At 49.8% G+C, this 13,881-nt stretch carries 14 protein-coding genes; 5 read left to right on the top strand and 9 right to left on the bottom strand.

Annotated elements, in window-relative coordinates; translation table 11 throughout:
- Nucleotides 1–14: 14 nt before the first annotated feature.
- Genes hemB through tatA form a run of 7 tightly spaced genes read right to left on the bottom strand, consistent with a single transcriptional unit; the run spans nucleotide 15 to nucleotide 5,617 of the window.
- The gene (gene hemB, locus AC27IB_RS16385; protein WP_296051330.1) at nucleotides 15–1,016 is read right to left on the bottom strand and encodes a porphobilinogen synthase; all 1,002 of its coding nucleotides are present in this window, start codon (nucleotides 1,014–1,016) and stop codon (nucleotides 15–17) included.
- Nucleotides 1,017–1,025: 9 nt separating this feature from the next.
- Nucleotides 1,026–2,909: a sensor domain-containing diguanylate cyclase gene (locus AC27IB_RS16380; RefSeq protein ID WP_487122256.1), complete on the bottom strand. Its 1,884-nt coding sequence runs from the start codon at nucleotides 2,907–2,909 to the stop codon at nucleotides 1,026–1,028.
- A 13-nt stretch (nucleotides 2,910–2,922) separates the two neighbouring features.
- On the bottom strand, nucleotides 2,923–3,693 hold the full coding sequence (locus AC27IB_RS16375) for a TatD family hydrolase (protein ID WP_296051326.1): 771 nt from the start codon (nucleotides 3,691–3,693) through the stop codon (nucleotides 2,923–2,925).
- 1 nt (nucleotide 3,694) lies between these two features.
- A complete protein-coding gene (locus AC27IB_RS16370) occupies nucleotides 3,695–4,279 on the bottom strand; it encodes a hypothetical protein (protein ID WP_296051323.1) in 585 nt (194 codons plus the stop codon).
- Nucleotides 4,280–4,331: 52 nt separating this feature from the next.
- A complete protein-coding gene (gene tatC / locus AC27IB_RS16365; RefSeq protein WP_296051322.1) occupies nucleotides 4,332–5,081 on the bottom strand; it encodes a twin-arginine translocase subunit TatC in 750 nt (249 codons plus the stop codon).
- Nucleotides 5,082–5,381 (bottom strand): Sec-independent protein translocase protein TatB, encoded by a 300-nt coding sequence (gene tatB / locus AC27IB_RS16360; RefSeq protein WP_296051320.1) that lies wholly within the window; start codon nucleotides 5,379–5,381, stop codon nucleotides 5,082–5,084.
- Nucleotides 5,381–5,617 carry a twin-arginine translocase TatA/TatE family subunit gene (gene tatA, locus AC27IB_RS16355; RefSeq protein WP_296051318.1) on the bottom strand — a complete coding sequence of 79 codons (237 nt, stop codon included), beginning with the start codon at nucleotides 5,615–5,617 and terminating at the stop codon, nucleotides 5,381–5,383. Before tatA ends, tatB begins: the two co-directional genes overlap by 1 nt.
- Before the next feature lie 309 nt (nucleotides 5,618–5,926).
- Between tatA and AC27IB_RS16350 the strand changes: the two genes are divergently transcribed.
- Complete coding sequence (locus AC27IB_RS16350) at nucleotides 5,927–6,898, top strand: hypothetical protein (RefSeq protein WP_296051317.1); 972 nt, start codon at nucleotides 5,927–5,929, stop codon at nucleotides 6,896–6,898.
- Nucleotides 6,899–7,186: 288 nt separating this feature from the next.
- Entirely contained in the window at nucleotides 7,187–7,453 is a 267-nt protein-coding gene (locus AC27IB_RS16345) for a hypothetical protein (RefSeq protein ID WP_296051314.1), read from the top strand.
- Between the two features lie 47 nt (nucleotides 7,454–7,500).
- On the opposite strand, the gene ilvN is transcribed toward AC27IB_RS16345, so the two are convergent.
- Nucleotides 7,501–7,998, bottom strand: coding sequence for an acetolactate synthase small subunit (ilvN, locus tag AC27IB_RS16340; protein WP_105936177.1), 498 nt, complete (start codon nucleotides 7,996–7,998; stop codon nucleotides 7,501–7,503).
- The gene (locus AC27IB_RS16335) at nucleotides 7,998–9,716 is read right to left on the bottom strand and encodes an acetolactate synthase 3 large subunit (RefSeq protein WP_487122252.1); all 1,719 of its coding nucleotides are present in this window, start codon (nucleotides 9,714–9,716) and stop codon (nucleotides 7,998–8,000) included. Before AC27IB_RS16335 ends, ilvN begins: the two co-directional genes overlap by 1 nt.
- 829 nt (nucleotides 9,717–10,545) lie before the next feature.
- Between AC27IB_RS16335 and AC27IB_RS16330 the strand changes: the two genes are divergently transcribed.
- The 3 genes from AC27IB_RS16330 to AC27IB_RS16320 are packed head-to-tail and all read left to right on the top strand — an operon-like array spanning nucleotide 10,546 to nucleotide 13,879.
- Nucleotides 10,546–11,805 carry an efflux RND transporter periplasmic adaptor subunit gene (locus AC27IB_RS16330; protein WP_487122250.1) on the top strand — a complete coding sequence of 420 codons (1,260 nt, stop codon included), beginning with the start codon at nucleotides 10,546–10,548 and terminating at the stop codon, nucleotides 11,803–11,805.
- 42 nt (nucleotides 11,806–11,847) lie between these two features.
- Complete coding sequence (locus AC27IB_RS16325) at nucleotides 11,848–12,564, top strand: ABC transporter ATP-binding protein (protein ID WP_296051302.1); 717 nt, start codon at nucleotides 11,848–11,850, stop codon at nucleotides 12,562–12,564.
- 1 nt (nucleotide 12,565) lies between these two features.
- Entirely contained in the window at nucleotides 12,566–13,879 is a 1,314-nt protein-coding gene (locus AC27IB_RS16320) for an ABC transporter permease (protein ID WP_487122248.1), read from the top strand.
- Nucleotides 13,880–13,881: the final 2 nt, after the last annotated feature.

Here is a 13,881-nt window from a genome sequence, read left to right as displayed (position 1 = left end):
GCCAGCCGTTAAGATCAGCGATTTTTAAGCAAGCGCGCAGCTTCCGGTGCAAAATAGGTTAAAATGCCATCGGCACCGGCACGTTTGAAAGCCAGCAACGACTCCATAATAACCTGTTCACGATTTAGCCAGCCATTCTCAAATGCCGCAACATGCATGGCGTATTCCCCGCTGACCTGATAAGCAAAGGTCGGTACCGCCAGTTCGGATTTACAACGCCGGACAATATCAAGATAAGGCATACCCGGTTTAACCATCACCATGTCAGCGCCTTCCTCTAAATCGAGGGCAATCTCAGCCATTGCTTCATCGCTGTTGGCCGGATCCATCTGGTAGGTTTTCTTGTCGCCGCCTTTAATATTCGCGGCTGAACCGACTGCATCGCGAAAGGGACCGTAGTAGGCAGAGGCATATTTAGCCGAGTAGGCCATGATACAGGTATGCACAAAACCGGCTTCTTCCAGTGCATCGCGAATGGCGCCGATACGGCCATCCATCATGTCGGAGGGGGCGACCATATCCACACCGGCTTCGGCATGAGACAGCGCCTGCTTAATGAGGATCTCAACCGTTTCGTCGTTCATCACGTAACCGTCTTCATCAATAAGACCGTCCTGTCCATGGGAGGTAAACGGGTCGAGGGCGACATCAGAAATCAGCATCATTTCCGGTAATTCAGCCTTCAGCGTGCGAATAGCGGTTTGGGCAATAGCATCCGGATTAAATGCCTCGCTGGCACACAGCGTCTTTTTTTCCATGGGCGTAACCGGGAATAACGCCAGGCTACGGATCCCCAGCTCAAAGGCCTCTTTGGCGGCTGCCACTAATAAATCAATAGATAGCCTTTCAACGCCAGGCATGGAGGGTACCGCCTCACGCTGATTACTGCCCGGTAACACAAATACCGGATAAATAAGATCGGCGGCGGAGAGTTGATTCTCGGCAACCATCCCGCGTAATCCTTCGGTACGACGTAAACGGCGCATGCGGCGCGGCAGATATTGTGAATAGCTCATAGTGATGTCTCAATGTGGTTTTGCTGAGGTGATAATAACCCGGTTTCGGCCGGCTTGTTTGGCGGCATATAATCGTTCATCGGCCAGCTTTAGCAATTCAACTTCGGCATTTTCATGGGAAATTATTGCACTGGCTACACCGCCACTCAGGGTTAATGAAATGCTTTGGTTATCCAGTTCACAGGGCGTTTCGGCTAACTGCTTACGAATTGCTTCAACCAGCTGACCGGCCCCTTCGGCATCGGTGTTAGGCAAAATGATAGCGAACTCTTCACCACCATACCGGCAAACGTCGTCAGTGGGTCGTTTGAGCAAGCTCTGCAGCGTTTGCGCCACATGCCGGATACAGGTGTCGCCCACACTGTGACCGTATTGATCGTTAATTTGCTTAAAGTGGTCGATGTCTATCATCGCCAGTGCCAATGGTGTTTGCTCACGGCGACTGCGACGACCTTCGGCTTGCAGGCGCTTATCGAAATGTCGGCGGTTGCGAATACCGGTTAAGGGGTCGATAGTATTAAGCTTTTCCAGCTCCCGGTTAGCATCCGACAGCTCTCGTAAGGCAATTTCCAGTTCCAGCGTACGCTCCTGGACCTTATACTCCAGTTCATCCTGAGCCCGCTGCTGCAGCTCAATGAGCTCCTGCTTTGCAGACACCGCCTCGCGTTCCTGCTCCAGGGCCTGCTCCTTGGCCTTCATCATTTGGTCGCGCTGACGGCTATAACTAATCGCCAGAATAAACGACAACATCAATGCCTCAATGGTAGCGCCATAAACCAGCAATACCTGAGAGGGGATGTTGATATTGAGCAGTCCCAGGTTGTCCAGACTGGCCGACAATGCACTTATCAACAACGCGCTCCAAGCCAGCGCATAATAACCGGCAATACTAATACGGCGCACGGCGAACCAAATGGCCACCCCCATTATCAGAAACACGGTAATAGTCAGTAGCACCAGAAAGACTTTAATCGATATCGCATAGTCCAGCAGCAAAGCGCTAATGGTTAACGCCAGAAATGACCAGGTAAGCGCTCTGAAACACCGGGTTAGAAATGCGCTGTGACGCCGCACTTCCAGCAGAGAGCCGGAAAAGATAACCGCAAAAAACAAGGTGGCGCTGGCCAGAAAACTCACCGCCTGGCCCTGAAACCAGACTTGCTGCGGCCATAAATACTTGTAACCAAAGCCGTGCAGTCCGGCCAGGGTCAACCCCAGGCAAAATACGTAGCCGGTGTAAAATAAGAAGGTCAGATTACGGGTAGTGAAAAAGAAAAACAGATTACTCAGACCCATGGCCAGCAGCAAACCAAAGAACAAGCCCATGATTAAATTGGTGTTCGCGGTATATTCGCTGAACGCTTCGCGCTGCCAGATCTTCACCGGTAGCTTAAGTACACTGGATGACTGCACCCGGATAAACACCTCGGCCGGCTGGTTATTTTCCGGCAGGGCAAACAAAAAACTGTTGTATCGCAGTTGGCGTTGACTAAAGGGCTTACTGTCGCCTTCCGAGAAAACAGTCAACTCGTTGCCCTGCACTATCCATACGTCGATGTTATCCAGTAACGGGTAACCTATTTCAATGTAAGCCGGTTGTTCCGACAAGTTGGCAGAAACTAACGAAAAGGAGACCCAGTGGGGTTGGTCGCTGTAACCAAAACTAGCCGGATTGGCCACTGGTTTAAAGGTCAAACCGGTCTGTGCCTGCAACGCGCCAAAGGTGGCAGGTGGTTCGGCAGCATTCAAGGCGTGCAGTTCGGGCGTAAAACTGGACTGGCTGTCATCGAGGGCTGAGCGGGTAATGACAATAAGCACCGCCACCACTAACAGGCTGGTTAAAATAAATAACCATTTTTCTGTAACCAGTTTGGTTGACGCAAAAAACTGCATACTTTTCGCTCTGTTAGCCAAAGAGAGCTTTGGCATTGTTAAAGCTGCTATTCTGCACCTGTTCGACACTCAGGGTTTTGATCTGAGCGACCGTTTGCCCAATATGTGGCAGGTAAGCTGGCGCATTGTTTCGTTGTCTGGGCTTACGATCCTTAGGATACAGGTATGGCGCATCGGTTTCCAGAATCAGCCGTTCAAGGGGTAATTCGCCCAGAGCTGCCCTCAACGCTTCGCCCCGCTTAGCATCGCACACCCATCCGGTCACGCCAATATACAATCCCAGCGCTAAGTAAGTCCGCATTTGTTCTGCGCTACCGGTAAAGCAGTGGGCAATACCGCCAACCAGTTGCGCTTTGAATGGTTTCAGTATAGCCAGCTGGTCGTCAAAGGCATCACGTTCGTGCAAATAAACCGGTTTATTGAGTTCTACGGCCAGCGCCAATTGCTCGGCAAATACCGCGCGTTGGGTGTCCCGTGGCGAAAAGTCACGATTAAAATCAAGACCGCATTCACCAATTGCCACCACGCCAGGCTGCTGTGCTCTGACACGTAATTCCTGCCAGTGTTCGGGACGGGCGTCTTTAGCATTATGCGGATGTATTCCAAGCGTATAACTAAGCTGTTGCGGAAACTGCTGGTAGTAGTGTTCGGCTTGCTGCCATTCATTGGGATGGGTAGTAATCAGGCACAGTCTTGAAACGCCGGCATCGAGTGCATTCTCAATGGTTTGTTCGACAGGCATACGCGCGTCGAACATATTTATCCCGGCATCAAACCAGGCCATATTACCGGGTCCGCTTAACTTTGATACGGCGATTTACGCCGTCGTGACTGAGAAAGAAAGCACCGAGGAAGCCACTTTCAATGGTAACTTCCATACCCACAGTCAGTCTCAGTGGCTGACTGTCTTTCTGCTGCCACTGGGAACCGTTGTCGAGGGTGATAATCATTTTGCCGCGAGCCGTTTCACCGAGTCGGGTAATGACGGCGGTGATTTCGTCGATATCTTCTTCAAAGGTCTTCGGCGGTAACCCAAAATCGTCAGGCATTTCTGTTGATTGGCGGCGGGCTTGATCGCGCTGACTTTCGCCGCGACTGGCTTGAACTTGTTGAGGGCGATCGGGGGCTTTCTCTGCACTGCGCTGTGGCTTGCCGCCGTCGACCGGCTTTGAGGGTTTTAGCGGGCCGTCCTGCTGCGCGGCCAGGCGTTCTAATGCTGAAGATTCGATAGCATCAAAACACGCCAGACGCTGCGTATTGTTTGCAATCGCTTTGCAGGTTGCAATAGCCTGAAGCACATTGTCGGCATAAGTATTTACCGAAACCGCCAATAGCAAAGCAGGTAAAATGATGGCAGACAAGATTTTCATGGCTCGCATCCTTTAGTTGTTTTAGTCTCTCAGGCCATTTGTAATAAGCAGTTTAGTCCGTTGTTTCGGACGTTTCCTCTTCATCTTCTTCGTCACGGCTATACATTGCGCCAATCACCACGCCGCATTCAAACAGGATCCACATGGGGATCGCTAACAGCGACTGGGAAATAATATCCGGGGGGGTTAACAGCATACCCACAACAAACGCCCCAACGATCACATAAGGACGCTTTTCGCGCAGACTTTTGGCATCCGTTACGCCGGTCCAGCAAAGCAGCACAATAGCGACGGGGATCTCAAATGATACGCCAAAGGCAAAGAACAGCTTAAGGACGAAATTCAGGTAGCTATTGATGTCAGTGGCAACGGTAACCCCTTCCGGCGCAACCGAGTTGAAAAAGGCAAAGACCACCGGAAAAACCACAAAATACGCAAACGCCATGCCGGAGTAAAACAGCACGGTACTGGAAAAAAGTAAGGGCGCTACCAGTTTCTTTTCATTGCGATACAACCCCGGGGCGATGAACCCCCACACCTGATAGAGCACATAAGGGATTGCCAGAAAGAACGACAACACCATGGTGAGTTTAAACGGCGCGAAGAAAGGAGATGCAACATCGGTAGCAATCATTGAAGAATTGGTTGGCATAGAATTCAACAATGGTTTTGCCAGCAGCTGATATAAGTCGTTTGAAAAGTAAGCCAAACAGATAAATACCAGCAAAACACTGAGGACGGCGCGCAGCAACCTTGAGCGCAGCTCAATCAGGTGCGAAATAAGACTGTTTTCTTCTGACATTTACTGTTTTTTATACGGTTCTTGAACAGATTCGGCGGCTTGTTTTAGCTCATCCACACTGCTCTTTAATTCCGGCGACAGGTCTTTGAGACCCTGCTGTTCTGCTTTTTTCAGGTTTTCGTGAAGTTCTTGCACGCGAAGTTGATGCTCGATCTCTTCCTTAAAGCCGCTCGCGGTATTACGCACACTGCGAACTGTTTTAAGTGTAGCCCGGATGGCGCCTGGCAGCCTTTCGGGCCCAAGCACCAGCAAGGCCAGCACACCAATCAGCAGGATTTCCCAAAAACCGATATCAAACATTAGTGTTTTTCTTTTGTTTCGCTTTCTGTCTTAACCGCTTCACCTTCAGCTTTCGGCTTTTCTTCAACCTTGTTCTGAGGTTCTTTAAAATCCGCATCTTCTTCGGTTACGGCTTTCTTAAAGCCTTTAATGGCACCGCCTAAATCTGAACCAATTCCTTTTAAGCGCTTAGTACCAAATAATAACACTACAATTACTAATATAATCAGTAACTGCCAAAAACCCATATTGCCCATATCAACCTCTTACTTACATCTGTGGCTACAGTATGCCATTGACTGTCAGTTCAGACAGCACTTTTATCGATTAATCAGGATATTCTACCGAGCTATTTAGGATAAGCCAGTACTGATTAGTCTGCCGGCAAAAAATCGGCGCCAAATATCTGACCGTCACTCGATATGTCCCAGGTGAAAAATTTATTTGCAGCTACTGGTATTATCGCGCAAGCTAAGTTTATCAGTTGCAAGCATTTTCAGGGAAGTCAGGTGCTTAACTCCTAATGGTCGATTTAGATTCGCTAACAATAAAAGGAACGTGGTCTCTTGTTGGTTAAATTCAGGCAATTCGCCAGCTTGCTGCTCCTGTGGTTATGGATTGGTAGCCAGGCCTTCGGTCAGTCTGACGAAGCATCGGTTGAGCGCGATAAGCCCCTGCAAACACCGCCAGCAACCGAGAGCTGGCTGGACAACTGGCACAGTAATTTTAGTGACTCTATGGATTATACCGCGCAACGACTCGACGAATTTTTTGCCCTGGCCGACAGTGATGAGCATGAAAACGCCCGCGCAGAGGGCCGGGTAAGATTCGGTTGGGAGCCCCGCACCCGCGATCTCGCTGCCCAGGATTTTCGTTTCAGAGTCAGGGTGAAGCTACCGGCCCTTAAAGACAGAGTCGATTTAATGTTGTCTGATGACGAGAGCTACGATCGTCAGGACTCTATCAGAGCGGCCCGGGATGCAGTAAACGAAAACCGGGATTCCACCACCTTGTCGCTGCGTTATCAGGAAGAACAGGACTCGCCTATTTCTCATCGCATTGGTGCCGGTCGACGGGGCCAGTTGTTTGCCAAGAGTCAGTATGAAAGTGACTATCACTTCACTGATGTCCTGAAGATGGATTACGACGCCGAGTTGTACTATTACACCCGTGATGAGCTCGGAGCAGAGCTCGGATTGGATTTCACCTACCTGCTGGCCGATGAAAAATACCTGCGTTTTAATAACCGTTATTATTACCGTGACCGTTTTGAGGACTGGTTCTGGCGACATGAAGTGCAATACCTGCGGCCGCTGACCCAGGAAAGTGCGATATTGTATACCTTTGTGACCAAGGGCCTGACCAAGCCCAATCATCACCTCAACGAGGTCTATACCAGCGCCCGTTGGCGCACTAACTACTTACGTTCGTGGCTTTATTTTGAGCTTGAGCCTTTTGTTATCTGGCTTCGCAAAGAAGACTTTAAGCCCTCATACGGGGTGGCCATGCGTTTTGAATTTTATTACGGCCAACAATAATTAGCCTTAGCGAAGGGCGCACGGTTCGTCCGGCTAACATTAAAATGTGGTGGCCCGTTGCTTTTACGCTTTCCCCGTTAAAAAATAAATCAAAATAAAATCAGCACATTACTCATCGTTAATGTATTTTCGTAACAGTTTTAAACCGCTTACCTCTTGCTCACAAACCCAGAATTGGGTTTAATAGACCAACTGGACTGGTTAATTATTAATCGCTATACGCAACAAGGAGGGGTATAAGTGCTATTTAAAAGCTGCATAAAACTTTTATTTTGCCTCGGTTTGTCCTTGCCAGCGTCAGCATTGCAACCGGACCATGACGAACTCCTTTTACAGTTCCAGCAAAGCTTCGGTTACCAGACTCCACCCCTGTTTTACAAACCCCAGCCACAGCTCAGCGCCCGGTTTGACGAAAGTCATCTGAGGGTATTTTTCTCTTTGTTCTCTGTTGCACTCATTGTACTGGCTATCCGCGGTCAGCAACGTCAGGATTACAGTCAGTTTCGGGAACCCGGAAAGCACCCTTCGCTGGCTTTGCCAAACCACCAGTTTTAGGTAAAAAAAAGCCCGGCTGAGAGCCGGGCTTTTTCATGCTTGACTGGTTAAGGGCGCAAAGCACGCTCACCGCGGGCCAGGCCACACACACCGGTGCGTGATGACTCAATAATTTCAGTGCACTGCGCCATGGTTGTAGCGAAGGCATCCAGCTTATCTGTAGTACCGGTCACTTCCATGGTGTAGTTGTTTAGCGAGACATCGAGGATATTTGCCCGGAAAATATCGGCGTTGCGCTTTACCTCTGCACGAATAGCTTCGTTACGGGTGGCGACTTTAATCAGCATCATTTCCCGTTCGATATGCGCATTTTCTGATAAATCGATAACCTTGAGCACATCCACCAGCTTATTGACCTGCTTGGTAATTTGCTCAATCACCTTGTCATCACCATGGGTGATGATGGTCAGGCGCGATAAACTAGGGTCTTCAGTGGGGGCTACACACAATGAATCAACGTTATAACCCCGCTGCGAAAAGACACCGACTATACGGGATAATGCACCTGGCGCGTTTTCCATTAATACTGAAATAATTCTCTTCATCAGGTTCTCTCCGTCTTACTTAAACGCATGTCATCCATTGCTCCGTATTTAATTTGCATGGGGTATACATGCTCGTTCTGGTCAACCGCAATATCCATGAATACCAGACGATCGGTAATGCTAAAGCATTTCTCCATAGCAGCGTCCAGTTCAGACAGTGAATCAACTTTAATACCCACGTGGCCATACGCTTCGGCCAGTTTGACGAAGTCAGGCATGGAATCCATATAAGAATGGGAATGACGCCCTTTATAAATCATGTCCTGCCACTGACGAACCATGCCCAGCGCGCGGTTATTCAGCGAAATAATTTTAATCGGCAGGTTGTACTGCAAGCAGGTAGACAGTTCCTGAATATTCATCTGGATACTGCCGTCACCGGTGACTACCACAGACGTGGCTTCAGGGTGAGCAAACTGAACCCCCATCGCAGCAGGTAAACCAAAGCCCATGGTGCCAAGGCCACCAGAGTTAATCCACCGACGTGGCTTGTCGTAGGGGTAGTACAACGCCGCAAACATCTGATGCTGACCAACGTCAGAGCTGACGTAGGCTTCACCATTTGTGTGCTGATATAATGACTCAATAACCTTCTGGGGTTTAATGACCGACTCACCTTGTTCGAAGTTCAGGCATTTACGGCTGCGCCACTGGGTAATTTGCTCCCACCAGTCAGCCAGCTTAGCTTTCTGCTCTGGTAACTCTTCAGGCGTTAACAGGTTTAAAATCTGTTCAAGCACGGTTTCAACTGAGCCAACCACCGGAATGTGCGCGTTCACCGTTTTTGAAATTGACGCCGGATCAATATCCACATGAATAATATCGGCATGTGGACAGAACTTCTCAACGTTATTGGTCACGCGGTCATCAAACCGGGCACCCAACGCTAAAATACAGTCTGAGTTATGCATCGTTTTGTTGGCTTCAAGCGTACCGTGCATGCCCAGCATGCCAACGAATTGCTCATGAGTACCGGGGAATGCCCCCAGCCCCATCAGGGTACAGGTGACCGGAGCCTGTAATAACTCAGCCAGTTGAGTCACCAAACCAGAAGCTTCAGCCGTAATGGCACCACCGCCCACATACAATACCGGGCGCTCAGCTTTTTTAAGGGAAGCAACGGCTTTCTTCACCTGCTTCATGTGGCCGCGAACCGTCGGATTGTACGAGCGCATGGAGACATCGGTTGGGAACACATACGGATGTTCTTCCATAACGTTCACGATATCTTTTGGCAAATCAACTACTACCGGGCCGGGTCGGCCGGTATTAGCGATATAGTAAGCCTTGGCGATTGCATCAGGAATATCTTCCGCGCGCTTTACCAGGAAGCTGTGCTTCACCACCGGGCGCGAGCAGCCCACCATGTCGGTTTCCTGGAAGGCATCTTCACCGATGAGGTTCGACGGTACCTGACCAGATAACACAACCATCGGTATGGAATCCATATAGGCGGTCGCAATACCGGTGAGGGTATTGGTTGCACCCGGGCCTGAAGTTACGAGGACGGTACCGGTTTTACCTGTCGAACGCGCGTAACCATCTGCCATATGAGCAGCAGCCTGTTCGTGACGCACGAGGACATGTTTGACATCATCCTGAGCAAATAATGCATCATAAATGTCAAGAACGGCACCACCCGGGTAACCGAATACATGTGTAACTCCTACATCTTTTAGCGCTTCCACCACCATGGCGGCGCCCGACATCATCTTCACGGTGTTATCTCCTGTTGGATCGTTAATTCACACTAATCATTGAAGTAATTCAATGAATTAGTTAAAGCAAACTGCTTGAGTGACAATGACAGAAAGTCGATTGCAAATTGACCTTGATTGTCGTGTACGCGGACTATATCGAAGGCACTGGGAAGATCAAACAACTTTTTTCATAAAAGTGAGATACATATCCCAAATAGTGAATATAATAGGATAAACATCCTATTTACAGGTGATTATTCACACAAAAACGAAATTTTTATATTTACATCAAATTAACAGTCTGATGATTCAAAACACCCTTGCAGCGCTTAATAATCAGGCCCTTTCAAAATAAACAGCAGCGAAAAAATCAATTTAATTTACCACATCAAATTAGGATAAATATTTCGTTCAATTTTTTCGCTCTTATTCCCGCTACGCCCGGGCACTTACCCGCCTTCGCTCCAGGCAACCTGTCTGGCATGGGTGACCAGCGGTATTTCCGGTCTTATCCATCCCCTGAATAAGCCCAATCGCTCAGTATTTGACCGCCACAGTGTAACGGATTTCGCTGTAGAAAACGATCAAAGCGTACGCCAGCAACCGAGTACGGGTGTCCGACCCGGACACTTAAAGTGTCCGCTTGTTGATAACCGGACACCCAAAAACAACAAAAACAATAAAAAACAATTGGTTATGAATTGGCATGTATCTGGTATCTGTTCTGGTAACCGTTCTAGGAGGAACACCTTATGTTACTCATTCATTTTCTTGCCGTCCCGGCAATGATACTGATTACAGCAGCATGTATTACCTTATTGGAATCCATTCAATTAGGTGGCCTGAAATGATCAAGGACACCAGCGCCCAGGATTCCGTTGTAGCGCCTCAGCGGCGGAACAATATTAAACGCCTTGTCGTTATTGCCGCGGCTCTGATAGCGGTTGCGCTATCGGCACATGCCATACTTAACACAGAGTCGGCGGCAAAATCGGTGGACCGTGCCAGTGTACAGATCGCCACAGTAGAACAGGGAGATTTGGTTCGGGACATAGCTGCCACAGGCCGTATTGTAGCCGCCAATGCACCTCAGGTTTACAGCCCGGAAGAAGGATTGGTTACGCTGTTGGTCAGAGCCGGCGACTCAGTTAGCAAAGGTCAGGAGATCGCCAGAGTAGACAGCCCGCAGTTGCAGAATCAGTTGCAACAGGAACGTTCAGAGCTGGCGCGCCTGGAGGGAGAGCTGGCTCGAAAATCCCTCGATGCCCGTCGTCAGACTTTATTGCTAAACAAACAGCTCGATTTAGCCAAAGTTGAACTCAAGGCTGCTGAGCGCGAAAGCCGCCGTGCCAACAAATCAATTAAAACCAATATTATCAGCCAGATAGACTATGAAAAGGCGGAAGATGAACTGGCCCGGGCGATGCTGACGGTAACTCATGCAGAACAGGAAGTTGCCCTTGCCAAGGATACACTCGCCTTTGAAGTACAGGCCGCTGAAAATACGCTGGCCAGACAGCAACTGGTGGTTGAAGAGCTGCAAAGAAAAGTGGGGAACCTGACCATAGAGGCCAGTGTTGAAGGCGTGGTAGGCAACCTGTTTGTTACCGGACGCTCGCTGGTTACTGCCAATCAGCCACTCATGACGCTGGTTGACCTGACCGCCTATGAAGCGGAAATCAACGTGGCCGAAAGCTTTGCCAATGAACTGGGCCTGGGCATGGACGTGGAGCTCAAAATCGGTCGTCAGACGGTGTTGGGCACACTTTCAGCTATCTCACCAGAAGTAGCCGAACGGGAAGTCACTACCCGCGTCCGGTTTGATCAAAGTAGCCTTAATCAAATTCGCCAGAACCAACAGGTAACGGCCCGGGTACTGCTGGAAAATCGTAGTGATGTGCTCAAAGTTCGTCGCGGCAGTTTCCTGCAATCAGGCGGTTATGTGGCCTACAAACTTAACGGTGACGTGGCAACCCGAATCAATATTGAAACCGGAGCCACCAGCATGCGTGAGGTAGAGATCCTAACCGGAGCGGTTCCCGGCGATGAAATTATCGTGTCCAGCTATCAGGGCTTTGACCAGGCCGAATCCATATTACTGCGTTAAGCCTCGTGCTGACACGTGCACTTAATTGAAAGGAAGATCCTAATGTTAACAATGAAGAATGTGAGCAAAGTTTATCAAACCGAAATGGTCCAGACACATGCCCTCAGGGATTTTGACCTGGAAGTCAAAGAAGGTGAGTTCATCGCAGTAACGGGGCCTTCCGGTTCAGGCAAAACCACGTTTTTAAACATTGCTGGTATGCTTGAACCCTATACCAGCGGTGAGTATATGCTGGATGATGTCAATGTGGGCGGGTTATCGGATAATCAGCGCGCCGACCTGCGCAACCAGAAAATCGGCTTCATCTTTCAGGGCTTTAACCTCATTCCGGACCTGAACTTATACGAAAATGTTGAAGTACCGCTGCGCTATCGCGGTATTAAGGCAGCAGAGCGTAAAAAACGGATTGAGTCCTGCCTTGAACAGGTAGGGCTCGGCAGCCGCGCCAAACATTTGCCTCAGCAGCTCTCGGGCGGACAACAACAACGGGTAGCCATCGCCCGGGCCCTGGCCGGTGAGCCGCGTTTCTTACTGGCCGATGAGCCAACCGGTAACCTCGACAGCCTGATGGCCCGCCAGGTCATGGAACTGCTGGAACAAATTAACCGCGATGGAGCCACCATCGTGATGGTTACGCACGACCCTGAGCTGGCTCGCCGGGCGCCACGCAACATACAGATTGTTGACGGCCAGGTGGCCGATTTAACCCTGTATCAGGGCGTCTCCGGCCAGACTGATCGTCAGGTGGTAGGAGGCTGATATGTTTCTGCATTATATAGATTTAGGCTGGCGCAGCCTGCGCCGCACCCCGCTGGTAAGCTTTTTGATGGTGCTGGCCATTGCCCTGGGCATCGGGATTACCATGACCAGTTTGTCGGTTTATCACATGATGTCCATGGACCCCATAGAGCATAAAAGCAGCCGCCTATTTCATCCGCAGTTACAAACCATGGATGACGGCGAAGACACCTGGTCTGAGGATAACCTACCGTATCAGTTAACCTATCAGGATGCCAAAAACCTCGCCGAAGCGCCGTTTCCGCAGTACAAGGCTGCCATGTTGAGAACCGGCTTTACAGTGCACATGGACAATTCTGAGATTCGCCCGTTTATTCAAAATACCCGGGTGACTCACAGTGACTTCTTTACACTGTTTGATTTGTCGTTCATTTACGGCTCCGCCTGGACGCAGGAACAGGCTGATGCAGCAAGCCCGGTAGCAGTGATCAGTGAAGAACTCAATGAGAAGCTGTTTGGCGGCGAAAATTCCGTGGGCAGGCAAATCTATCTCGACGATACCAGCTTTCGGATCGTCGGTGTTATTGCCCCCTGGCAAACCCATATGAAGTTTTATGATGTGAATAACGGCGCCTTTAACAGTCAGGAAAGTATTTATATTCCCTTTAGCCTGATTGCGGCCATGGACATTAATACCTGGGGTAACAGCAACGGTTGGAAGTTCGAGAATATCCGTTCTATGAAGGATAAACGCCAGTCTGAAATCTTCTGGCTGCAGTTCTGGGTACAGCTTGAGGATGAGGCCGCGGTCAGTCAGTACGGCGATTATCTGATGAGTTACATGGCGGAACAGCAAAAGTTTGGCCGCTTTAACCGCGAACAACTCGAATACGGACTGCGCGATGTGAATGCCTGGCTCGATTACCGCAATGTGGTGTCTGAAGACAATGAGGTACTGGTGGCATTGAGCTTTATGTTTCTGGCCGTCTGTCTGGCCAATATTCTGGGCCTGCTGCTGGCCAAATTTATGCGCCGGGCGCCGGAAGTAGGCGTACGCAGGGCACTCGGGGCCAGCAAGCGTCAGGTGTTCCTGCAACATATTATTGAAGTGTCGATGTTAGGTCTGATTGGCGGCTTACTGGGTATCGGTATCGCACAACTGGGACTGTGGGGTGTGCGCCTGACGCAGGAGTACTACTCTCCCCTTGCCACCATGGACCTTTCGATGTTGCTGTCGGCACCGGTGATTGCTATTTCGGCCTGTGTGATTGCGGGTCTGTATCCGGCCTGGCTGGTTTGCCGAACCACACCCGCCACTTACCTTAAAACTCAATAGGA

The organism is Alteromonas sp. 4NH20-0104 (assembly GCF_057547795.1).
Note: the sequence above shows the minus strand (reverse complement) of the source record. Positions and strands in the feature narration are given on the sequence as shown.